The organism is Streptomyces sp. NPDC045022 (genome assembly GCF_056432605.1).
Map to the genome: position 1 here is coordinate 1 of NZ_JBWKIR010000016.1, position 22942 is coordinate 22942.

At 70.5% G+C, this 22942-nt stretch carries 21 protein-coding genes; 6 read left to right on the forward strand and 15 right to left on the reverse strand.

The genetic code is table 11. From position 1 onward, the window contains the following. The first annotated feature begins 138 nt into the window (after window positions 1–138). The gene (locus AC07C1_RS26025) at window positions 139–1017 is read left to right on the forward strand and encodes an NAD(P)-dependent oxidoreductase (RefSeq protein ID WP_478942958.1); all 879 of its coding nucleotides are present in this window, start codon (window positions 139–141) and stop codon (window positions 1015–1017) included. 19 nt (window positions 1018–1036) lie between these two features. On the opposite strand, the gene AC07C1_RS26030 is transcribed toward AC07C1_RS26025, so the two are convergent. Next, window positions 1037–1474: a PPOX class F420-dependent oxidoreductase gene (locus AC07C1_RS26030; protein ID WP_478942721.1), complete on the reverse strand. Its 438-nt coding sequence runs from the start codon at window positions 1472–1474 to the stop codon at window positions 1037–1039. Window positions 1475–1563: 89 nt separating this feature from the next. Between AC07C1_RS26030 and AC07C1_RS26035 the strand changes: the two genes are divergently transcribed. The 3 genes from AC07C1_RS26035 to AC07C1_RS26045 all read left to right on the forward strand — a co-directional run bounded on the left by AC07C1_RS26035 (window position 1564) and on the right by AC07C1_RS26045 (window position 4778). Then, window positions 1564–2145 (forward strand): TetR/AcrR family transcriptional regulator, encoded by a 582-nt coding sequence (locus AC07C1_RS26035; protein ID WP_478942723.1) that lies wholly within the window; start codon window positions 1564–1566, stop codon window positions 2143–2145. Further along, window positions 2142–3491 carry an MFS transporter gene (locus tag AC07C1_RS26040; RefSeq protein ID WP_478942725.1) on the forward strand — a complete coding sequence of 450 codons (1350 nt, stop codon included), beginning with the start codon at window positions 2142–2144 and terminating at the stop codon, window positions 3489–3491. Before AC07C1_RS26035 ends, AC07C1_RS26040 begins: the two co-directional genes overlap by 4 nt. A 63-nt stretch (window positions 3492–3554) precedes the next feature. Then, a complete protein-coding gene (locus AC07C1_RS26045) occupies window positions 3555–4778 on the forward strand; it encodes a serine hydrolase domain-containing protein (protein ID WP_478942726.1) in 1224 nt (407 codons plus the stop codon). Between the two features lie 60 nt (window positions 4779–4838). Here AC07C1_RS26045 and AC07C1_RS26050 read toward each other — a convergent pair whose 3' ends face one another. From AC07C1_RS26050 to AC07C1_RS26110, 13 genes are all read right to left on the reverse strand, one after another. After that, entirely contained in the window at window positions 4839–8324 is a 3486-nt protein-coding gene (locus AC07C1_RS26050) for a glycosyltransferase (RefSeq protein WP_478942728.1), read from the reverse strand. A 206-nt stretch (window positions 8325–8530) separates the two neighbouring features. Continuing rightward, entirely contained in the window at window positions 8531–9268 is a 738-nt protein-coding gene (locus tag AC07C1_RS26055; protein ID WP_478942730.1) for a hypothetical protein, read from the reverse strand. Between the two features lie 236 nt (window positions 9269–9504). Next, window positions 9505–10014: a hypothetical protein gene (locus tag AC07C1_RS26060; protein WP_478942731.1), complete on the reverse strand. Its 510-nt coding sequence runs from the start codon at window positions 10012–10014 to the stop codon at window positions 9505–9507. Window positions 10015–10069: 55 nt separating this feature from the next. After that, window positions 10070–10963, reverse strand: coding sequence for a phytanoyl-CoA dioxygenase family protein (locus AC07C1_RS26065; RefSeq protein ID WP_478942733.1), 894 nt, complete (start codon window positions 10961–10963; stop codon window positions 10070–10072). 56 nt (window positions 10964–11019) lie between these two features. Further along, the gene (locus AC07C1_RS26070; RefSeq protein ID WP_478942734.1) at window positions 11020–12303 is read right to left on the reverse strand and encodes an MFS transporter; all 1284 of its coding nucleotides are present in this window, start codon (window positions 12301–12303) and stop codon (window positions 11020–11022) included. A 15-nt stretch (window positions 12304–12318) separates the two neighbouring features. Beyond that, window positions 12319–13878, reverse strand: coding sequence for an amino acid adenylation domain-containing protein (locus AC07C1_RS26075; protein ID WP_478942735.1), 1560 nt, complete (start codon window positions 13876–13878; stop codon window positions 12319–12321). Beyond that, entirely contained in the window at window positions 13878–14120 is a 243-nt protein-coding gene (locus tag AC07C1_RS26080; RefSeq protein ID WP_478942736.1) for a phosphopantetheine-binding protein, read from the reverse strand. The genes AC07C1_RS26075 and AC07C1_RS26080 overlap by 1 nt, the downstream gene beginning before the upstream one ends. Continuing rightward, entirely contained in the window at window positions 14120–15238 is a 1119-nt protein-coding gene (locus tag AC07C1_RS26085; protein WP_478942737.1) for an acyl-CoA dehydrogenase family protein, read from the reverse strand. Before AC07C1_RS26085 ends, AC07C1_RS26080 begins: the two co-directional genes overlap by 1 nt. Further along, a complete protein-coding gene (locus AC07C1_RS26090; RefSeq protein WP_478942738.1) occupies window positions 15235–15684 on the reverse strand; it encodes an N-acetyltransferase family protein in 450 nt (149 codons plus the stop codon). The genes AC07C1_RS26085 and AC07C1_RS26090 overlap by 4 nt, the downstream gene beginning before the upstream one ends. Then, the gene (locus AC07C1_RS26095) at window positions 15677–15955 is read right to left on the reverse strand and encodes a ubiquitin family protein (RefSeq protein ID WP_478942739.1); all 279 of its coding nucleotides are present in this window, start codon (window positions 15953–15955) and stop codon (window positions 15677–15679) included. The genes AC07C1_RS26090 and AC07C1_RS26095 overlap by 8 nt, the downstream gene beginning before the upstream one ends. A gap of 34 nt (window positions 15956–15989) precedes the next feature. Next, entirely contained in the window at window positions 15990–16766 is a 777-nt protein-coding gene (locus AC07C1_RS26100; RefSeq protein ID WP_478942740.1) for a hypothetical protein, read from the reverse strand. A 46-nt stretch (window positions 16767–16812) separates the two neighbouring features. Then, window positions 16813–17952, reverse strand: a complete 1140-nt coding sequence (locus AC07C1_RS26105) for a YcaO-like family protein (RefSeq protein WP_478942741.1) — start codon at window positions 17950–17952, stop codon at window positions 16813–16815. Continuing rightward, window positions 17945–19294, reverse strand: a complete 1350-nt coding sequence (locus AC07C1_RS26110; protein WP_478942743.1) for a TfuA-like protein — start codon at window positions 19292–19294, stop codon at window positions 17945–17947. The genes AC07C1_RS26105 and AC07C1_RS26110 overlap by 8 nt, the downstream gene beginning before the upstream one ends. Before the next feature lie 659 nt (window positions 19295–19953). Here AC07C1_RS26110 and AC07C1_RS26115 point away from each other — a divergent pair. Continuing rightward, window positions 19954–21270, forward strand: a complete 1317-nt coding sequence (locus AC07C1_RS26115) for a hypothetical protein (protein ID WP_478942744.1) — start codon at window positions 19954–19956, stop codon at window positions 21268–21270. A gap of 182 nt (window positions 21271–21452) precedes the next feature. Here the strand turns inward: AC07C1_RS26115 and ribA are convergent, their stop codons facing one another. Then, window positions 21453–22112 carry a GTP cyclohydrolase II gene (gene ribA, locus AC07C1_RS26120; RefSeq protein ID WP_478942746.1) on the reverse strand — a complete coding sequence of 220 codons (660 nt, stop codon included), beginning with the start codon at window positions 22110–22112 and terminating at the stop codon, window positions 21453–21455. A gap of 38 nt (window positions 22113–22150) precedes the next feature. Between ribA and AC07C1_RS26125 the strand changes: the two genes are divergently transcribed. Further along, complete coding sequence (locus tag AC07C1_RS26125; protein WP_478942748.1) at window positions 22151–22915, forward strand: creatininase family protein; 765 nt, start codon at window positions 22151–22153, stop codon at window positions 22913–22915. The last annotated feature ends 27 nt before the right edge of the window (window positions 22916–22942 follow it).

The window sequence follows — 22942 nt, forward strand, 5'->3', positions numbered from 1 at the left end:
ATCAACCACAACCCACAACTGCCATGGTCCTTCCTCGCCCACACCGGACTCACCATCCACCCACCACACCCACTGAACTTACGAAAAGATCAGTATGACCACTGTCATAGTCGGCCCGTGGAGCGGGAGGCGGCCCCCGTGAACGTCGGATTCATCGGTCTCGGTGTGATGGGCCGGCCCATGGCCCTGCGCCTGGCCGGCGCGGGCGCCCCGCTCGTGGTGTGGAACCGGAGCCCGGAACGCGCCGAACCGCTGCGGGCGGCCGGGGCCGCCGTCGCCGCCGTCGCCGACGAGGTGTTCGCGCGGTCGGACGTGGTGCTGCTGATGCTCGCCGACGAGGCCGCGGTGGACGCGGTCCTGGGCCGCGGCGCCTCCGCCCTGGCCGCACGCGTGGCCGGGCGCACCGTCGTCCACATGGGCACGACCTCCCCCGAGTACTCCCGCGCCCTGGAGAGCGACGTCCGTGCCGCCGGCGGCCGGTACGTCGAGGCGCCCGTCTCCGGATCCCGGGTCCCGGCGGAACAGGGACAGCTGGTGGCCATGCTCGCCGGCGAGCAGGCCGCCGTGGACGCGGTACGACCGCTGCTCACCCCGATGTGCCGGGAGACGTTCGTGTGCGGTCCGGCGCCCGGCGCCCTCCTGATGAAGCTGTCCGTGAACCTCTTCCTGATCACCCTGGTGACCGGACTGACGGAGGCGTTCCACTTCGCCGAGCGGCAGGGCGTGGACCGGCGGCTCTTCCTGGACGTCCTGGACGCGGGGCCCATGGCCAGCGGGGTCTCCCGGATGAAGGCGCCCAAGCTGCGCGAGCGGGACTTCGCGGTGCAGGCGGCAGCGCTGGACGTACTGAAGAACAACCGGCTCATCACCGAGGCGGCCCGCAGGAGCCACCTCGCCTCGCCGCTCCTCGACGTCTGCCTCGCCCTCTTCGAGGAGACGGTGGCGCAGGGGTACGGCGGCGAGGACATGGTCGCCGTACTGCGGGCGATCGAGGCGCGGACCGCCGAGGCGCCGTGAGCCTGCCGTCGGCCCGGGGTCAGCGCTTCGGGACGCCGTAGACCCGTTCGACGCGCAGGCGCACCACCAGGCGGCGGTCGCGGACCATCGCAGCCCGGTAGTCGTCCCAGTCCGGGTGCTCGCCGAGCACGTCCCGGTAGAGCCGGATCAGCTCCTCGACGGTCTCGTCGTGCGGGTCCTGGGCGACCGGGGACAGCTCGGCCGTGCCCTCGGCGACGGTGTACGCCCGGCGGTCGGCGCCGGTGACGTGGTAGGAGGCACGCGGATCGCGGCGCAGGTTGCGGGTTTTGGCTCGGTCGTCGGTGACCGAGATCCGGATGGTCCGCTCCTCGGGGTAGTAGGCGTGGCTGACGTTGGACAGCTGGGGCCGGCCGTCGCGCTTGAGGGTGACCAGCACCCCGCCGTGGCCGTCGGAGAGCAGTTCGAGCAGCGCGTCCTGCGCGGAGTCCTGGGTCATGACGGGTCAACCCCGCGGGGCGGGCCGTGCATTCCCGCACACCGAAGAGGCGGTAGACACTGTCTACGGACGACTGGTAGACAGTGTCTATGACTGAGTCCGACACGGGCCTGCGTGCCCGCCTGGTCGACGTGGGCGTGGAGTTGCTGGCCGCCGAGGGGCCGCAGGCGCTCACCCTGCGGGAGATCGCCCGGCGTGCGGGCGTCTCGCACGGGGCGCCACGCCGCTACTTCCCCACCCATCTGGAACTGCTGTCGGCCGTCGCGCGGCGGGGATTCGCCGACCTGGCCGACCGGGTGCAGGCGGCGCTCGCGCGGGGATCCGCCGCTCCGCGCGCCGAAGTAGCCGCGCTGGCGCGGACGTACGTGGAGTTCGCGCTGGACGGCCCCGGCATGTACGAGCTGATGTTCCGCCATGATCTGCTGGAAAGCGGTCACTTGGGACTGCGGGAGACGAGCCTTCCGTTGTTCTCCCTGCTCGCCGGGCTGGTCGGGCAGGTTCGCCCCGAGGCCGATGCCCGGCGGGTGGCCGGTGCGCTGTGGGCGAATCTGCACGGCCTCGCCCAGCTGTGGCGCTGGCGCAGCCTCCAACTCGCCGTCGGCGCGGAGGACCTGGGCCCGCTCCTGGAGACGGTCCTGGTCGCGCACCTCGGTCCCGAGGGCGGCCGGTGAACCGGCGGTGGGCACTGGCGAGCAGCGTCGCGGGCGCGGTGATCGTCGCGCTGGACGGTACGGTCCTCACGGTCGCGCAGCCCAGCCTGCAACGGGATGTGCACGCGTCCTTCGCCGAGGTGCAGTGGACCAGCACCGCCTATCTGGTGGCGGTGGCGAGCCTGCTGGTGTTCGCGGGGCGGCTCGGCGACCGGTACGGGCAGCGGAGGGTGTTCGCGCTCGGCATGCTGGGGTTCGGCGCGGCCTCGGCGGGCGTCGGCCTGGCCCCCGGGGTGGGCTGGGTGATCGGACTGCGCGCGGTGCAGGGGGTGTTCGGGGCGCTGCTGCAGCCGGCCACGCTCGGGATGCTGCGGGCCGCGTACCCGCCGGACCGGCTCGCGACGCCCCTCGCCGTGCGGACCGGCGCGATCGGGCTGGCGGCGGCAGCGGGCCCGCTGGTGGGCGGGGCGCTGGTGTCGGGCCTGGGCTGGCGGGCGGTGTTCTTCCTCAACGTGCTGCCCGCGCTCGCCTTCGGCCTGCCGGCCCTGCTGCGGCCGGACCCCGGCCCGGCGGCCCCCCGGACCGCGCTGGACCTGCCCGGTGCCGTACTGCTCGCGGTGACGCTGTCCTGTCTGGTGCACACGCTGACCGTCCGGCCCGCCTCCCCGGTGGGGGGCGTCATCGCCCTGCTCGCGGCCGCCGCCCTGGTCCGGCACGAACGGCGCACGGCGAGCCCGCTGCTGCCGCCCGAGGTGATCGGCTCACGGACGGTCGGGGCGGCCCTCGGTATCCTCGTCGCCGTCTCCGCGTCGCTGTTCGGCACCCTGTTCGTGGCCACGTACGTACTGCAGCGCCGCCTCGGCCTCGACCCGTTCCACAGCGCGCTGCGCGGCCTGCCGCTGGCGGTACTGATGATCCTGGCCGCGTCACTGTGTCCCGTGGTGCTGCGCCGGTTCGGGGCGCGCGGTACGACGGGTGCCGCGACGGCGGGGCTCGCGCTCGGTGTCCTCGTGCTGTCCCGGGCCACCGCCACGCCCGCACTGGCGTGCGGGTTCGCGCTGCTGGGCGCCGGGTTCGGCACGGTGATGGTGGCGGCCACCCATGTGGTCGTGCGGCGGGCGGACGTGGCGGTGGCCGGAGTGGCGGGCGGGCTGCAGCAGACCGCGCTGAACGTCGGCCCGGCCGTGGGGGTGGCCGCGGCGACCACGCTGCTGGGTGCGGGCACCGGGCCGGCGCTGCTCGCCCTGGCGGCCGTGGCCGCGCTCGGGGTGCCGCTGGCCGGCGCGCTGCCCGGGTCCGGAAGCGTCGCGTCGATCACACACACCGCTGATGAGCGGGTACGGGGCGGTGTTCCTGCGCGACGATGAGAGCGAGTGCGGGCCGGCGGGGTGGTCGGAGCGCACCGCGTACGACGCGAGCGGAGGAGAGCGATGGGACAGCTGCGGCAGGAAGCCGATCCGGGCGAGGCGGGGCTGGACCCCGGGGCGCTGGACCGCCTGGACCAGCACTTCGCCCGCTACGTCGACGAAGGGCGGCTGCCCGGGTACCTGGTGGCCGTGGCCCGCGGCGGCCGGGTCGCCCACCTCACCACGTACGGCCGGCGCGACGTCGCGGCCGGGCTGCCGGTCCAGCCGGACACGCTGTGGCGGATCTACTCGATGACGAAGCCGGTGACCGCGGTCGCGGTGCTGATGCTGGTGGAGGAGGGCAGGCTGTCCCTGGACGACCCGCTCGACCACCATCTGCCCGTGTTCGCCGACCCTGTCGTGTACGAGGGCGGTTCGGGCGCCGACGTGCGCACCCGCCCGGCCTCGGGCCCCATCCTCATCCGGCACCTGCTCACCCACACCGCGGGCCTGACCTTCGGCTTCTACTACAAGCACCCGGTGGACGCCCTGTACCGCGCCGCGGGTCTGGAGTACTCGGTGCCGCCGGGTGCCGGTCTGGCCGAGACGGTCGAGGTGTACGCGCGGATGCCACTGCAGTTCGACCCGGGCACGCAGTGGAACTACTCGGTCGCCTCCAATGTGCTGGGCCGGGTCGTCGAGGTGGTCTCCGGGCAGCCGCTGGACGCGTTCTTCCAGGAGCGGATCCTCGCTCCGCTCGGCATGACCGACACCGGGTTCCACATCGTGCCCGAACAAGCCGGCCGCCTCGCCGAGTTGTACGGCGAGACCGAGGACGGCGGGATGCGCCCGGCGCCGGGACTGCCGGTGCACGGCAGGCCGCGGTTCCTGTCCGGGAGCGGCGGCCTGGTCTCCTCGGCCCTCGACTTCCACCGGTTCATGGAGATGCTGCGCCGGGGCGGTGAGCTGGACGGCACCCGGCTGCTGTCCGCCGACACCGTCGCCCGGATGACCCGCAACCAGCTGCCCGGCGAGGCGATCCTGCGCGACTTCGGCGCCCCCGTCCACCAGGAGCCCGGCAATGACGGTCTCGGCTTCGGCTTCAACGTCTCCGTGGTGGTGGACCCGTCCCGGACCCTGGCCCCGTCGAGCGCCGGCACCTACGGCTGGACCGGCGCGGCGACCACCGCCTTCTGGGTCGACCGGCGCCACGACCTCACCGTGCAGTTCATGAGCCAGGTCCGCCCGAAGACCCTGAAGGTCTTCCCGGAGGTACGGCGGCTGGTGCACGAGGCGCTGGTGGACTGAGGGCCGGCACGGGCGCCTCCCTGGCGGCAGGCGCGGGCGAGATCGGTCGCGGGTCGGTTCTCAGACGGCGTGCGGCGCGTCCGCTGCCGGGGCCTGGACATGCTCCAGCAGGGCCCTTGCCGCCTCCGACCACGTTCGTTCCGCCGCCAGGCGGGTGCTGAGCCGTGCCGTCGCGGCGAACTCGGCATCCGGGCGGCGCAGGGCGCCCTCGATGGCCTTGGTCCACTCGGCGACGTCCCGGGCGTCGTCGCCGACCGTCGGCACCACGATGCGGCTGACCTCCTCGGGCACGAACTCCTCGAGCAACTCCGCCACCCCGCTCTCGCTGCTCACCAGCACCGGCGTGCCCGCGGCGATCGCCTCGGCCGCGACGAGGCCGAAGCCCTCCGCCCGTGACGGCATCAACACCAGGCTGGCCCCGCGCAAGTCCGCTCTCAGCACCTCGTCGTCGGTCGAGTAGGCACGAGCCCGCACCGGAAGCGATGCGTCTCCCGCCCATTCACGCATCTTCTTCTCCAGCTCCGTGGGGGCTTCCGGAGGAGCGCCGCGTACGAGGAGTTCGAGGCGGGGCAGGCCGGGCCGGCGACCTTGCCGTGCCTGGTTGAAGGCACGTGCCGCCAGATCGAGGCCTTTGAGCCGGTAGTCCTCCGTCCGGCCGACGATGAGCACCGTGCAGCGTCCCATCGGTGGCCGGTCCCGCGCGGCGCCGGGGTCGAATCCGGGATCGAAACGGACCAGCTGGTCCGGGTCGACTCCACGGGCGTCCAGGTCGTGCAGGAACCACTCATGGATACGTGGCCCTACCGCCACGGCACGGTGGGCGGCGGCGCCCAGGGCCAGTTCGACCTCCTGCCGTTCCTCCGCCAGCACCGCCGCGTCCACCTGGCGTTCGCCCTTGAACCGTTCGATGTCGTCCGGGATGACATGGAGGAAGTGCAGGATCTTCGCGAGGGGAAAGTCGACGGCCATACGGTCCGCTGCCCGGCCGGTCCACCGCCCGTGCCCGATGATCACTTGGGGCAGGGCATCCTCCGCGAACGCCGGAGGGTAGGAGAGCCGTTCGGCGTCCGAGGCGCCAGGAGCTTCCCGTGCCTCGACCAGGACGACGTTCCCCGCCGCGGCATCCTTCCGTTCCTTGTCGCCGGCTCGGAGCACGAGGCACGTCACCTGCGCATGCTCCGCCAGTGACAGGCACAGACGCCGGTTGAACGTGCTCACGCCGCCCTTGCCCGAGGACCACTCGGTGGCGATCGCGAGGATGCGCAGACGGCCGTCGGGGGCCGGACCGTCGACGGTCGGCTGGTGCTGCGGCAAGACGGGGCCTCCGTACAGGGACCGGACAATGACGCCTGGCAGACCGCTGAGGGCGGTCGGCAAGGCGGGAAAGGCCAGGGAGGGAATGGGCAGGCCCGGTCTGGCGACGACCGTGTCCCACGAACGCAGCAGGCTGGCGCGGATCTGGTCCGGCGCCGAGTCGCAGACGTCGGTGCCGAGGTAGTCGCTCAGCAACTCCGCGGCACGCGACAGGCGGCCGAGCTTCAGGGCGACGAAGCTGGCACACCAGGTGACGACCGAACCCCGCTCGAAGCGGAGGTCCGCGAACCGGTCCAAGGCGTCCTGGGCCGCCGCGGCGTCATCGAGCGCGAGCCGGCACAGGGCCTCGTGGAGGGTGAACGGGGCGTATCTGGGCTGGCGTTGCCGGCCTTCGACGACCAGCGCGACGGCCTCCTCCCAACGCCCCTCGCGCTCCAACAGGAGCACCTCCGCCAGTATGCTCTGCAGGTCCCTTTTCGGCTCGCTCCGCAGCCATGCGCAGACGTCGCGGAGCAGCCCGTCCGTCGATTCGCCCGCGGCGATCTGGGCGGCCAGCTGGGCCAGCCGCTCCGCGCTGCCGGTCGCGTGCTCGGCGCCTGTGCGCAACGCGGCGACGGATTCGCCGGTCCGGCCGAGTTCGGCCAGGTAGCTCCCCAAGGCCCCGTAGATCGAGTAGAGGTTCTTGGCGGGCGAGACGTGGGTGATGGCCTCACGGGCCGCCGCGATCGCGGCCTCCGGCCCGTCGACGGCGTGCACCAGCTTGATCCACAACACCCATGGATGCGAGTGCTCCTGGCCCGCGGTCGCCTGTCGCGCGTGCACGAGCGCTTGGCGCAGATCGTCCGGTCCGCCCCGGTCACGCAGCAGGTTGGCCAGATAGTAGTGCGTGGCAGGCGTGCCCCACCGACTCGTGTACGCCTCCAGCAGGGCGATGCGGGCGTCTCGCTCTCCGCGGGAACTCACGGGCACCGGCGCCCATCCATAGCGCTGCTCGATGTAGCGCCGGGCGGGCTCCATGGCCGTGAGCAGAGCGTCCGCGGCGTCCGCAGCGGTGTAGTGGTACCGGGCGCCGTCCAGGCCCAGCGTCAGCGTACGGTCGTGGACGGCAACACCCTGCATGGCCTTCAGCTTTTTGGCGTACCAGCCGCCCGCGCGAAGATGCGCGGCCCGCCATGCCGCGTTGTCCCGGCGCAAGTGGACGACATCGACCTCCCGGACCAGGGGATGGACCTGGTGGTGGCCACCGCCGTGCTCCGCCGCACGCGGCCCGGTGAGGGCGCGGCTCTGCAGGAGGTAGCGCTCGCGTGTCTCCCGCACGAGTTCCCTGACGTCACCCCGGCCGTGGCCCATCGCCTCGACGAGGTCCCAGGCGGCCCAGTCCCGGATCACCGACATGTCACGGAGAAACGCGCGGGCCGGCTCCGGCAGGTCCCCGGCGGCCCGCGCCAGCAGGTCCCGTTCCATGTCCTCGACGAACCGCGGATCGAAGGGTTCCTCGGGAACGTCACCGATCGGCGGGAGCAGATCATCCAGAACGTATGTCTTGAGCAACAGACCGAGCAGTCGCAGGACTTCGGGGTTCCGGCCGAGGCGGCGCACGACTTCCAGCCGTCGGCCGTGGGGAAACCGGGCGTCGTCCTCCTCGCCGTTGAGGTTCTCCAGAACGATGGAGACGGCGTCGGCGTCCTCGGGCGGCATCAGTTCGGTCACGTAGAGCTGTCTGGTCCAGCTCCAGTCGACATGCCGGTTGGTGACCAGGAGCAGGCAGCCTTTGTCCGCCGGACGCCGGGCGAGTTTTTCGAGTGTCTGTGCCATGGACGGCGACGGCCGGCCCTGCGAGTCGAGCAGCCGCTGGAACTCGTCCACGACGATCAGCGCGCCCGCCCGCAGCAGCGGGAGGACCACGGAGGCGAACGAGGTGCCCTTCGCCACCGTCGGCGGCAGGGAGGCGTACTCGGTGCCGTCCATGTCCTCCGCGATCCGGGCGGCGAGCCCGCTGTCCGCGTCCAGCGCATCAATGGGCACGTCCACCCAGGCAGTGGGCACACCTCGGCCCGCCGCCCACTGGCGGAGCGGCCAGACGACACGGTCCGACTTGCCGACCCCCGAGAACCCGAAGAGCAGGGCGATACCGCGCCCCGCCAGCCACCAGTTCCGCCACAGCTCCTCCGCCACCTTGGCGCGTGCGGCACCATCCAGGCGGAAACCGGGCCCCGACTCAGCCTCGTCCACGACAGGTTCCTCCTCCCCCGGCTCCAGTATCACCCGCGACACCGGCCGTCACCCGAGCTTCACCGCCGCTTCAGGATGCGAGTTGCTGTCGCCGGCCGGTCCGGCGTCTGTACGGCGGACTTCTTCGGGTGGTTCAACGTACCTCGGGGTCACCGGTGGTACGGGGTGCACAACCGGCGGAGGGACTCACTGACCCTGATGCCGGCTCAGGCGGCCGCCGTGGTGCCCGGTGGGACCCCGAACGCCGCCGCCGAGACGTCCCGCTCCAGCTCCGCTCGGTGGAACTCGTAGGTTCCGATGCCGGAGACCTTGATCAGGAGGCAGAAGCGCTCGATCGAGGGCAGCCGCTCGGCCACCCTGGCGTGTTCGCGCCGGAGGAAGTGGATCGCCGCCAGGTTGGCCACCGACGTCTGCCCGGACACCACGAAGACAGGTCTGCTGGACTCCACGGGCTTGAACTTCGCGACGAGGGCGTACTCCTCGTTGCCGCGGTCGAAGAGGAACTTCTCCCCGCCGACCTCGATGGCCACCGAGTCCGGGCGCGTGACGTCGTAGGGATGGACCGTGACGCCGGGGAGGTGTGCCGCGAGGTGACCTTTCGTGCGGACGTTCGCGTCCCCGGTCGGGCCGCCGACGCAGAACTCGGTGCGGTCACCGTTGCTGCCCACGAACTCGCCGGTCTCCACGGTCACCTGGCAGCCCAGCACCCCCGCGAGCAAGGCCAGTTCGACCACGGCACGGACATCCCGATAATGCGCGGTGCCGGGCGCGTTGTACTTGCTGCCCAGCACGACGAGACAGGTCTGGCCCGGCCGGACACCGAAGAACGCCGCCCTCCTGTTCACTGCCCGGATGCGCCTGGCCCGCTCCCACAACCAGACGAACCCGCCGCCGAGCAGGCTGGTCACCAGCCCCATCACGATGTTCGCGAGTACCGACTCCATGCCCGTCCCCCCTGCAGCACGACATCGCGAGAGCCTCGCACGCGTCGCGTCCAAGTGCGCCCGCACCACAGGACCTTCCCCTGAGACCGATACCCCACCCACTGCCGTCAGTTCTTGACCGGAGCCGCGCCCGACGCTCCGCCGGGCGGCCGGGACGCGAGCGGGCGCGGCTACGAAGACGTGGGGACGGACTGTTGTCCCTCAGGGCGTTGGAGGTGGCACGGCACGGTCTCCTCTCATGCCCCTTCGCGCACCTGGGCGAGAGAGAGGAAGGTTCTGGCGCGGTCGGGCCGTGAGGTCTCGGACACCGGCCGCAAATGCCAACGGGTCTTGGGAGCCCGCTCGTGCGTGCCTTCGCCCGCGGTCGCCTCGATGTCGTCCTCGAAGACCTCGGTGAAGGCGTAGCCGTTCGCCGCGTTGCCCAGGACCGGGCAGTGCTCCACCGCGAGGCTCAGGCACGCGCGGTGAATCGCGGAGGACGTGATCACAGGCGACCCGTCCTCGGGCCTCTCCAGCGCCACCCATGCGGTCGTGTCGAGGTCGTTCCCGCAGACCTGGCAACCCCACAGACGGCGGCACAGCTCCGCCTTGACCCGCTCGACTTCCCGGAAGAGCGGCCCGCTGTCCGCCATCGGGGTGACCCAGGGGAAGGGCAGCCCGGCCACCACGGGGCGCGGCAGTCCCGCCGGATTCTGGAACTCCTTCCCCTTGTAGCTCGGCGGGTGGACGTAGATGACGTCCTTCATGCGCTGGTCATCGTCCCGGTCGCGTAGGTGGACAATCCTCTGGCCGGGGCGCGCTTCAGCGGGCAACGGTGCCCTCCTGCAGTCGCTCGATCATGCGCTCGGTCGTCGCGAGGGGCGCCTCCCCTGACGAAGCCCCTTCCTGGGCGACGCCCGGCTGGTCGTTCCAGGTCTCGTGTCCCGCAAAGGGTATGGTCTCGTTCGGCGTGTACCGCGGCCGCTTCCGGTAGGCGTTGACACCGTCGACGGGCTCACCGCGGACCAGCACCGGATCCAGGTACACGCCCTGACTCTCGATACGGGTGGACGTCGCGATGTATCCGATGTCGAGCCCGCAGCGCCGCTTGGGCGACGTGTTCGCCTCTGAGCAGTGCAGCAGGTGCGGATGGTGGATCGAGACGTCGCCGGGGTTCAGCTCGATCTCGACGACACCCCGTTCCGCGGCCCACCGAGACACCAGGTCGGTGTCGGCCTCCGAGAAGAGCATGTTGGGCTTGTCCGTGCGCAGGTTCGGCGGGTGGAGCGGCAGCTTGTGGCTACCGGGGATCATGCGCAGGCAACCGTTCTCGGTAGTGCTCTCGTCGATGGCCAGCCAGACCGTCAGCGCCTGCATCGGCGCAAGCTTCCAGTAGGCGCCGTCCTGGTGCCACAGCACCGGCTGGCCGTCGTACGGCGGCTTGCAGATGTAGTGCGCGGTGAAACAGGCGAGGTCGGGGCCGAGGAAGTGCTCGCCGATGTCCACCAGCCGCGGGTCCGACACCAGCCGGACCCAGAACGCGTCGTTGCGGATCAGCGGGTGGTGGAAGTGCTCGGGGCGCAGCTCCGGATACTTGGCGGTCAGCCACTCGACGTGCCTGCGCGCTTCTTCCAGAAGATCCTCGGGTATGACGTCGCGGATGATCGCGAAGCCGTGTTCCTCGTACTCGAGGGCGGCCTGCTCCAGTGGGGTCATGTGTTCCTCCAAACGAACCGTTCGTTTTCCTGTGGTGGTCGAAAAGCGCGCCGCCCTCACACCTCCCACTCGGCCGGAAGCGCGTGGTGGCGGCGCAGCGGGGAGAACAGCAGGAGGACGAGGGGCAGGGCCATGACCAGCCCGCCGGCCCACAAGGCGGTACCGGTGGACCAGTGGTCGGCGATCAGGCCCCCGGCGAACGCCCCGAGCGGGGTGGCCCCCTGGATGACGACGCTGTAGGCCGCCGTGACTCGTCCCATGTACGCGTCGGGGGTCACCCGTGCGCGGAGCCCGGCGGTGGAAACGGCCCTGCCGACGATGGCGATGCCGATGAGGACCTCCGCCACCGCGATGAGAGGCACCGCGGCCTGACGGAACACTCCGGCCAGCGGCGCCGCGAGCACGGCGAACGGGGTCAAGGCGGAGAAGACGAGCGTCATGCGAATCTCGCCGAACCTCCGGCGCAGTCGTGGGGCCAGCAGGGAGGCGGCGAAACCGGCCACGGCTCCGAGGGTGGACAGCAGCCCGTATTGCCAGGTGGCGATCCCGATCTCCGTCAGGAGGAAGACCGGCAGCATCGACAGGAGGATGCCGGCGCCGATGTTGTTGAGGGCGGCCTGGTTGAGCAGGAGCCGAAGCAGCGGCTGCCGGAACAGGACGCGGATCCCGTCCGTGATCTCCTTCCCGAACTTCTGCTGGGTGTCGGACCTGCCCCGGGCGATGTCCCCCTGCGGATGGATCCGCCGCAGCATCAGGAGCGACGTGAGATGGCCCAGCGCCGCGAAGCAGTACAGGATTGGGGCGGCCACGCTCTGCGTCACCACGCCCGCGACGCTGGGGGAGACAGCCTGGATGGCCGTCTCGGAACTCTGCAGCCGGGCGTTCCCGTCCGCCACGCGCCGCCGCGGAAGCACGTACGGCAGCACACTGCTGTGCGCCACGTCGAAGAAGACGCCCGCCAGACTCACCACAAGGGCCACCCCGACGAGTTGGGCGACGGTGAGGACGCCCAGGAAGTAAGCGAGCGGCACGCTGGCGAATGCGGCCGCGTACGCGATGTCGGCGCAGATCATTACGGGTTTTTTGCGCCAGCGGTCGATCCACACCCCGGCCGGCAGCCCGATGGTGAGAAACCCGGCCCTGCTGCACATGAAGATCAGGCTCATCGTCAGAGGCCGGGCGTGCAGCAGGAGCAGGGCGGTGACCGGCAGGGCGAAGGAGGCCACCTCGGCGGCCGCGTACCGGAATCCGTTGGCCGCCCACAGCCGCCTGAAGTCGGGGACCTTGAGGACTTCGACGGCGTCGTCGGAAGCGACACCGGCCGTTGAGGAGAGCGACACGGACACGGCCTTTCTTCAGCGGACGATCGTGAGCCCGGGGCTGTCGCCGAGGGCCGGGGACGCGGCGAGCTCGGTGAGAGCCTTGCGGTCGACCTTGCCGTTGGAGTTCCTCGGCAGCTCGCCGGTGGCCAGGACGACCCGCTGCGGGATCATGTAGTGCGGCAGCCGGTCCCGCAGCAGGTGGGGCAGCGCCTTCACGTCGTCGATGCCGTCCGCGCTCACGAACGCCGTGATCAAGGTGGAGAAGAGGGCGTCCGGTGTGGCCACCACCACGCACTCGTGGATGCCGTCGAAGGCGTGCAGATGTCTCTCGATCTCGCCCAGCTCGACCCGGAAGCCGCGCGACTTGACCTGGGCGTCCCGGCGGCCGATGAATTCGAGCTCGCCCGTCGCGTTCTCCCGGACCGTGTCCCCGGTGGCGTACCACCGCCGGCCGTCCGCGGTGTGCACGAAGGCGCGGACCGTCTGCTCCGGGTCCAGGTAGCCCTCCATCAGCATGCTGCCGCGGACCAGCAGCTGTCCCGCGCTGCCGGGCTGCACCGGTTCCAGCTCCTCGTCCACCACCACGATCTCGGCACCGGGCAGCACCCTGCCGATGGGGATGACCGCGTCGAGCGGCTGTGGCCCCCGGATCTCCTGGAAGGTGCAGACGTTGCTCTCCGTCGGTCCGTACACGTTGAGCAGCCGTATCCCCGGTACGGCCCCGAACAGGGTGTTCACGTCGCCCGGCGGCAGCACCTCACCACCCACCACGGCGGCGCGCAGCGATCCGAGCTGCGGCAACAGGTCCTTTCCCCGGCGGGCGAGCCAGACCAGGGTCGAGGTCACGGCGTACCAGACCGTGCCCCCCACCTGACGGCAGAAGTCGATGTAACCGGCCGGGAAGGGAGCCATCGAGGCGGGCATCAGGGCGACGGCGGCGCCCACCCGCGCGGCACCGAACAGGTGCAGCGTGGTGGGGTCGAAGTGCAGGGGAGCCGAGTTGACGATCACGTCCTGCTCGGAGAGCCGCAGCTCGTCGACGGACCAGTCGACGAAGGCCGAGGCGCTCGCATGCGTGTGCGCCACTCCCTTGGGGTGGCCGGTGCTGCCGGAGGTGTGGAACACATAGGCGAGATCCGGCAGTGGCACGCGCGGGGAGGCCGCCGGGATCGCGTACCACAGGGGGTCGTCCTCCGCAGACCCCGTGGGCAGCATCCGCCAGTCGAGGTCAGGGGCGGTCGTGTGCCACTGGCCACGGGCGTGGGTGTCCGTCACGATGGCTCGGGGCCGGCTGCGGTCGACGATGAGCCGCGCGCGGGCGATCGGGCCGTCCGGGTCGACGGGCACATACCCCGCCCCGGAACGCAGGATGCCGTGCACGGCCGCCACCGCCAGGCGGGACTTCGCTCCGTGCCAGGCGACGCAGTCTCCGGGCCGGACGCCCGCCTCGCGCAGGGCCTGGGCGATGTGCTCGGCCATACCGTCCAGCCGGGCGTAGCTGAGCGTGCCGGTGCCGTCGATGACAGCGGTGCGGCCGCCGTGGCGGGCAGCCGTCGTCCGCAGGTCGTCCACCAGCGATCGGCTGGTAGTCATCAATGCCCCTTGGACTTCAGGAACGCCCGGATGGCGAGCGGGGTCTCGAAATGGGTCGGGAGGATCTCCGAGTCGCGTACGGTGACGGAGAACTCCTTCTCCAGCAGCGCCACCAGACTCAACAGCGACAGGGAGTCGATGATGCGGTGGGCGATGAGCTGGGTGGTCTCTTCCACCACTGCTCCCGGCGCCACCTCCCGGACCGCGGCCAGCACGGAGCGCAGCACGGAGTCTTCTGCCATCACAAACCCAGCCCTTCAGCAATGATCTTCATCTGCATGTCCGAGGTTCCGGAGTAGTACCTGCTGGCCACCGCGTCTGCCAGCAGGGCGGCCGCCCCTGTCTCCGGCAGCAGTGCGTAGCCGCCGTACACGTCCGGAAGTTCCTGGCAGAACCGGTTGAACTCGGTGCTGACGTGAAGCTTCGTCAGCGAGGAACGGCCGTGGTCGAGGGCGCCCGCGTCCGCGCGGCGGGCCGTGGCGTGGAGCAGCTCCCGTGCGCTGGTCAGGGCCACGTGCATGCGGACCAGGCGCCGGCGGATCGTGTCGTAGGACGCGAGAGGGTGCCCGAACTGGCGGCGCGTCCGGGCGTGTTCCACGGCCTGGCGCAATGCTCGGGCCATCAGTCCGAGCGCCGGGGCGAGGATGAACGCCCGCTCGTGGCGCATGGCATGCATGAGCACGGCGAAACCGCCGCCCGGGCCACCGAGCACGTCACTGTCGTCGAGCACGCAGTCGTCGATGTGCAGTGAGCCCAGGTCCGCACCGGCCAGGCCGGCCTTGTCGATGACCGTGCCGACGTGCAGGCCGGGAGTGCCCCGGGGGACCAGGAACGCGGTGAGCCCGGACAGGGCGCTGCCCTCGGTGGTGCGGGCGAGGATGAGGAAGACGTCGGCGGTCGGCCCGTTGGTGACGAAGGTCTTCGCGCCGTTCAGTCGCCAGCGTCCTTCGCCGTCGCGTTCGGCGCGGGCGCGCAGGGACAGCAGGTCGGAGCCGGACTCGTACTCGGTTGCCGCGAAGGCGCCGACCGCGGTGCCCGAGAGGAGCGGGGCCAGATACCGGTCGTGCTGGGCTCCGCTGCCGAATTCGAGCAGTGGTTCCTGGCAGGCCCACATCTGTGCGGCCATGGCGAACGGCGGACCGCTCAGTCCGCTCTCCTCGGCGAACGCCTCGAGGGCCAGGCACGCGGCCTCGTACCCGGCGCCGCTGCCACCCGCGGACTCGGGGACGGCCAGGGACAGCAGTCCCTGGGCTGCCGCGGGGCGCCAGAGGTCGTCTCCCTTCGGGCACTTGGCCGCCCAGGACCGCAGACCGGCCAGCCAGCCGGAGAACTCCTCCGGAAGGGACGGGCGGTGCGTCACCGCGGCTCACCTCCTTCCCGGACGGGCCACCGGAACACGTGGTGGGATTCGGTCAGCCCGAATGTGTCGAAGGTGGACGGGCGTTGACCGAGCGAGGCCATGGCCAGCAGCTCCCGGTCGGTGCCCACGCCGAGGCTTGTCGCCAGCCAGTCGAAGATGTCGTCGGCGATGCCCGTGCCCCGTACGTTCGGCCGGAGTTTGATCTCGTGGAGGATCAGCCGGCTCTTCCCCCCGGGCCTGAGCCGTCCCAGCGCGGTGAGGGCGAAGGCCGCGACAACCCGGCCCTCGGACTCGGCGACGTAGTGCGTGGTGCCGGGCGCGGTGACGCGATCCGTCACCCGGAGGGCGAACTCCTCGACGTCACCGCCCCCGTAGATCTCATGGATGGCTCCCGCGTCGGCCGCCGTCGCCTCACGGATGGTCCGCCGCCGTACTCGGTCAGCCACCGGCCACCGCCGACATGATCATCACGGTGGTCCTGGGCGTGACGACGACGTCCAGCGAGCCGAGGTCGCGGATGTTGTCCTCACCCAGATAGACACTCACGAAGGGGAGGAAGCCACCGGAGGTGTCCGCCAGGCGCTGTCGCAGCGCCGGATGACGCTCGTACACCTTGTCGATGACCTCCCGGAACGTGCCCACGGGTACCTGGAACCTGGTCTCACCGCCGGCGAACCGGGCGAGGGGTGTGGACAGCACGACCTCGACCTCGGACATTCAGTCCTCCTTTCTGTTTGCTGCTCGGCTGTGCTCATTCAGCGGTGCTCGACGCCGCAGTGCTGCGGTGCAGTCGGTAGTTCTCCCAGCCCTGGATGGCCTGCTGGAGCTGGGAGTCGTAGTCGGCGTCCCGGATGAAGCCGTGGCCTCGGCCGTCCCGGAGCATGACGGCCCGGGCGCTCGGGTGGCCGCCCAGGCCGGCCATGATGGGCCTCAGGTGGTGCAGTGCGAAGTAGGAGTCCTTCTCCGACACCAGGGCGTGGAGGTAGCGTCCGGCGCCGGGCGCGGCCCAGTCGGCGATGATGTCGGTCGTCTTCTGTGGTGCGGCCATGCCGGGAAGGTGGGTGAAGGGCACCGCCTCGCGCTCCCACTGGGGCAGGATCGTCGGGTCGTCGTGCGGGGCGATGACGAACGCGAGGTCGTCGCCGCCCGCCCGCATGCAGTGCTTGAGTGCCGCATAGCCGCCCGAGGACAGGCCGTGCCAGACGGTGCCGCGCAGCCCGTGCCGTTCCAGCAGGGCGGCGCGAAGCTCGTGGATCCGTGGCGCGAACTCCTCTTCGCCCAGGAGGAACCAGCCACAGCATGAATCCTGGGTGTGCAGGTGGATCGGGTCGGAGAAGGACAGGCACACGGACTGCTCGGCCTGCTTCCACTGCTTGCGGGCGAAGACCGGCGGCACGTGCTTCTCGATGCGGCTGAATCCGTGGAACAGGATGTGCAGGTAGGGGCTCTCGACGACGTAGGGCACGGTCACCTCGTACTCGAGGACGTATCCCTCCGGGTGCCGGAACCGGTCCCGCTGAGTCTTCACTGGAAACCTCGCAATGGCTGGTCCTGTGCGTCACAGGTGCTGGGCGTCAGGCGGACAGGGTGCGTCCCTCCGCGAAGGACAGGCCGGGACAGATGACCCGGACGACGCAGAACGGCTCGGCCGGGTCGGACAGCTGGACCACCAGCGGCGCATGGCCGGTGACTTGTGTGATCCGCCGCGTGATGTCCGCCAGCTCTTCCTCCATGTCGTGGTGAGCTGCTCCCTGGCCGCGCAGCGCCTCGTCGAGGCTCACCGCGTCCGGGCCGGCGGGAAAGCGGGGCTCCGAACACGCGTCCCGCCAGGTGTCCTGGTCCGAGGGGATGTCGTCACGGGTGGCGCTGATCTCGGTCAGCCTGCTCTGCACCGCCTCGGTCAGGGCCCGCGACATGGCGACCACCGGGTCCAGATGGCTGCCCGAGCCCGCGCAGACGATGGGGAAGAGGGGTGACCACACGAAAGCGGCGAACGTCGGCACCGCGAAGCGATTCGGGATGCAGGAGAGGTGGAAGTCCACTCCGGCGTCGGTGAGCAGGTCGAGCAGCGACCGCAGGTGCGTGTTCTGGATCGTGCTGGGGACGATCGTCAGTCGTCCACGGTCGGCAGCGGACGGGAGGGCGGCGAGGACGTCGCGTTCTACCGCCTCGTAAAGGGCGTGCAGGCAGGCCTCGGTGAAGGTGTTGCCGGAGGCGAGCCCGGTACTGCTGGACTCGAAGAGGCGCGGGCGCCAGAAGTGCGGTCCGCTGTAGGAGAGCCGGACGAGGTCGAGGGGCACCGGTACGGCCCGGTCGTCCGTGAGTGACCGGGCCTGGACCCACGGCAGCCGCAGTTGCCCGGTCCAGTCGTCCGTCACCCGAAGGTTCAGGTCGGTCAGGGCGTACGGCAGGCGCAGGCTCTCGGGCGTGGCGGTGAAGGTGTCGAGGGGCGGCCGTTCCGCGTGCCACAACTCGATGGACTCCATGACGGCGGAGACCTTGGCGAGCAGCGGCGACGCACCCTTGCCCTGGGACACGGCCAGGGTCTCCGACTCGGGTCGTACGGCGAGGAAGACGGGGATGCCGATGTTGTCCAGGCGGGTGACGTCGGCGACCCGGGTTATGCCATAGCGGTGCAGACGGGGCGCGATCCGCTCCCAAGTGGTCTCGGGAGGGACCGCGCGGTGTGTGCCGGGCAGTCTGAGCTTATGCACGTGCCTCGCCTCCGACGGGCTGTTGCGCTGTGCGAGAGCCCAGGTAGCCGATGGCGAAGGGGCGCAGGGCGACCGCCGCGTGGCGCAGGGACGGGAGGCCGCGCCGGGTGTATTCCGTGTTCAGCTCGGCATCGGTGCGCACGTTCCAGATCAGGCGGAGCAACCGTGCGCAGGTGGCCTCGGATATCTGGGCGAGGCTGCGGTCCAGGTGGGTGTCCAGATGGTGGCGGGTGCGCTCCAGCCAGTCGGTGACCCGGGCCCGGTCCGCGGCCGACTCTCGCCGCAGCAGCAGCTCCGCCTCGCGGGGGTCGGCCAGATCGGGTAGCGGGCACAGCAAGGCCGTGATGCGGTTCCGCAGAGCCGGGTCGTCATGCCACCGGGCGGCGGTGGGCCCGAGTTGCCGCAGCACGTGCTCCCGGAAGCCGCCAGGGGACCCGGCGCCCGGCGCGGCCGCGCGGCACCGCAGGAAGTCCCACCAGACGTCGGGGAAATCCGCGGCGAAGATCTGCTGGTAGGCCACCCGGTGCCGGAGCAGGGGGTCGGCGGGCGCGAACAGGTTGCGCCAGCGTCGGTGGTACTCGGTGCGCCAATCCCGGTCGCTCGTCGCGGGCGGAGCCGGGAGTGGCCATACCTCTGGCGACTCGGCCGGCCGGCCGGCTGCCGTTGCGGCGGGCCGTGCGGTGTGGGGCCGGGAGTCGAGGTGTTCGGCCAGCTCCAGGGCCTGGAGCGCGTCCACCCGCTTCTGGTCGAAAGAGGCCGGATCGGCGGCGAGGCGGACGGCGTACCAGTCCGCGAAGGCAGCTTCGCCACGCTCTCGCGCCACCGCGAGGATCCGCTCCTGGGTGCGCAGCGGGTAGTACACCCGCTCCAAGTGCTCCGTCAGGCTCTGCCCGGCCTGCTGGGTGAGGACGCCCGTCTCCTGGGCGGCCAGGACCGCGGCGTGCAGGTTCACCAGGGGTACGTTGAGTCCGGCGAGCGAGCCCGTCTCACCGTGGGCCACGCTGACGGCGTCGTCCCCGTCGAACACGCCGTCGCGGTACCAGCCGTAGACCCGGCCGACGCCGATCATGCCGAACCGGTCGAGTTCGGCGGCGCGCAGCGCTCCGATGCTGGCCGCGCCGATGACCATCACCCCACGTGACAGGGCGTCCAAGATCTCCTTGTGCCGCAGCGCCAGGCGATGATGGTAGATCCCGTCCACGATGACGACGATGTCTCCGGCGGAGAACTCTCCCGGGAACAGGTCGCCGTGCCGGACCGGGCCGTGCACCACGACCTTCGGATGGTGCTGTCTCACCAGGGGTTCGGGGCACGACGGCCCTACGAACACATGGACCGCCATGCCCTTCCCCCTTCTTCAACGGCGTGCCAGCGGTCGAACCGGATCGGGCGGATCAGTCAGCGCGAACCGCCGGATGCTCGCTGTGTCAGTTGCGCACTTCGCTGTCGGTGATGATCAGCGGGGTCTCGCCGAACAGGACCTCGAAGTCCTCGCCCGCGATCTCCTCGACCTCGCTGGTGGTCTCGGCAATGACCTCAGCCATGTCTTTCTCCCATTCATTAAATGAGGGAACTCTCGGCGCCCCGATGGCGCCAAATGGAAGCTACATCCAACCCCGGACGAGCGTCCAGGGAATTTATTTCACCCATCCGTTCCGGGCGCCAACTCCATAGGGCGGCAGTAGGTTCAATTTCATCGCAACGCTTTGCTGAATCTTTACTTGAGCGGCCTTTCGAGTTAACTTCCCATTGGTTCCGCTTTGCAAATTCATTGTGTACTTCGACGACCAACTCCACTAATCGCGCGGGCAAACGCGCAGCTCAGACGAGTGCTGGGCGATGGAGCGCCCCATGTTGGACATTGGCCGAAGCCAACCGCTTACTGTCTCAAAACTGTTGTTGACTGCGCGAGCAATACGATGCAGGATCGGGTTCAGTGGGTGATCACCTGAATTACTCGCGAAATAAACGGGGGTGCGAGTGAGTTTGCGACTCACGCCTATGGCTCTGGTTGTGGCCGCGCTTCTTTTCCATCAGGTCAACCGGCTCTGGGAATATGGTCTCGCCGGTGCCGGCCAGCACTACGCGCCGGTCTTCGGCGTCCGGCTGCCGCGCCGGATGGCGGCGGTCGGGCAGCTGGCCGCCCTCCCGGCGGCCCTGCTGCTCGCGTTGACCATCCCGTCCCTCCCCGGCCGTACGGCCGTGGTCCTGCTGATCGCCTTCTGGATGCTCGCCACCCAGGTCCGGCTCTCGGACCACTGCTGGCTCGGAGCCGTGGCCGCGGCCGTCATGGCGTTCGCCTCGAGCCCCCTCCACGCAGTGGTCGCCGAGGACCTCCTGGCAGGCGTGTACCTGACCGCGGCCCTGCTGAAGGTCAACGACGAGTACCTGTTCACAGAGCGCAGCGCCGGTCGCGTCGTCACCGCGCACTACCTGCGCCTGCTCGGCCTGCCGGACTTCCCCCGGCTCCTGAGGGCCGTGCCGGCCTCGGTGATCGTCGTCGAGCTCCTGGCCGGGGTGCTCGCCTGCCTTCCCGGCGAGGAACGGTGGGCCCTGGGACTCGCGATCCTGATGCACCTGGTGTTCGGCGTATCGGGCAACTACCCGTTCTCCGTCGTGGCGCTGGCCCTGTGGGTGACGGTGTTCTCACCCGACGGGCGGATCGAGCCAGGCGGCCCGGCGTGGGCCCCATGGGCGGCGGCGCTCCTCGTGGGCCTGCTGTCCACGGCGACCGGACGGACCGCCAAGGGGCGCCGGTCGGCCGGCTGGCTGATCAAGGATTTCTACCAGGGGGCGGTGTACGGCGCCCTGTGCGCGACAGCGGTACTTTCCTCGGCACCCGGCCCCGACCGGTCGGCGCGCTGGGTGCCCCTCGCCCACGGCCTCGTCGCGCTGGCCTTTGCCGTGAACTTCCTCCTGGTCGTCGCGGGCATCAAGCTCGAGTGGAGCTTCGCCATGTTCACCAGTCTGCGCCCCTTCGGCCGTTCCTGGTTGGAACGGCACCGGCTGCGGGAGTGGCCGCGCTACTACGCGCTCACCCTGCCGGCGCGCATCCCGAAGTCACTGCTGCGAGACATCGATCCCACGTTCGTCTATCTGGTCACACGGGACGACAACGTCGTACACGAAGGGGTCGCCCACCATCTGGAGGCCGTCGCGGTGAAGCACAACGTCACCTTCGCACCGCGGGCCATGACCTTGGCCCCTGGCGGCCATGAACTGGTTCCCTCACGAGGGCAGCAGCCCCCGCCACGCCGTCGTTACCTCGACTATCCGGCCGTAGTCCCGAAGAGCCTGGACCGCCGGTACCTCGCCTGAGCGCACGGAACGGCCCGCAGGCTCGCTCCAGCCTGAGAACTCCGCCATTCCCACGGAGGATCACTGCCTTGCGGCCGGGCCGGCGTCGGCACACCGGACGATCTCACCGGGGCGGCGCGGGCGGTCGGGCGCACGCCGGGCACCGCGCCCGGTGGTGGGATCGGTCGACGGGGGCCGGCGGGTCAGGAGCCGTGGGCGACGGCGTCCAGGTGGGGCAGGATGTGGTCCATCCGCTCCCGTTTGGTCCGCAGATAGGTGATGTTGCTCTCGCACGGCTCGATCAGCAGCGGTACCTGCTCGGCGACCTGGATGCCGTACTGGACCAACGCCTCCCGCTTGCGCGGGTTGTTGGACATCAGCCGTACCGAGCGCACTCCGAGGTCGTGCAGGATCTGGGCGGCGACGCCGTAGTCGCGGGCGTCGACCGGCAGGCCGAGCGCCAGGTTCGCCTCCACCGTGTCCAGGCCCTCCGCCTGCAAGGCCATCGCGCGCAGCTTGGCGAGCAGTCCGATGCCGCGGCCCTCGTGACCTCTCAAGTAGACGACGATGCCGCTTCCTTCGGCGACCACCGCGCGCATCGCCGAGGCCAGCTGGTCGCCGCACTCGCAGTGCTGTGAGCCGAACGCGTCCCCGGTCAGGCACTCCGAGTGCAGCCGCACCAGGACGTTCTCGGTGCCGATCTCGCCATGGACGAGGGCCACTTGCTCGTCACCGCGGTCGTGGTCCAGGTAGCCGATCGCCTGGAATTTCCCGTAGACGGTGGGCAGCGGTGTATTCACGACGCGTTCCGCGCCCGAACGCCGCGGGGACTTCTTGCCGAGTACGCCGATGTTTTCTGTCATGATCTGGTTCCTAAGCAGAGACGAAAGGCCAAGAAAAGATGAGTGATTCGGGCGCGCGAGCGGCGGCTTACGGGGTGGTGCCGACGGACACCACGGAGGATGTACGGACGCGGGGGGCGGGCGTTTCACCACAGGTCGCCGTCCTTCCCGTCGGGAGCTTCGAACAGCACGGTCCGTTCCTTCCGTTGGCGACGGACACACTGGTCGCCTGTGCCGTGGCCCGGGAGATCGCCACCGCGTATCCGGTGCACCTCCTTCCTCCGGTGACGGTCTCCTGCTCGCACGAGCACGCGGCCTGGCCGGGGACCGTCAGCATCTCCGCCGCGACCCTCCACGCGATGGTGGGGGACATCGCCGACTCGCTGCGTCGCTCGGGTGTGGAGGCGCTCGTCGTGGTGAACGGGCACGGCGGGAACTACGTACTGGGCAACGTCGTTCAAGAGGCCTCCGCGCGTGGGGAGCGGATGGCGCTGTTCCCGGCCGCCGAGGACTGGGAGACGGCGCGGGAACGGGCCGGGGTGCTGACCTCGCTGCTCACCGACATGCACGCGGGAGAAATCGAGACGTCCATTCTGCTGCACGCTCACCCCGAATTCGTCCACCCTGGTTACGAGTCCGCCGATTTCACCGCCGACGACCGCCGGCATCTGCTCACCGTGGGAATGTCCGCCTATACCGAATCGGGCGTCATCGGCCGTCCTTCCCTGGGTTCTGCGGAAAAGGGGAAGAAACTGCTGGCGAGCCTCGTCGAATCCTTCGAGCCGTATGCCGTGTTGCTCACCTCGTCCGACGGGCGCGGGTAGTCCGCCGCGGGTTCGCGGCCGGGCCCC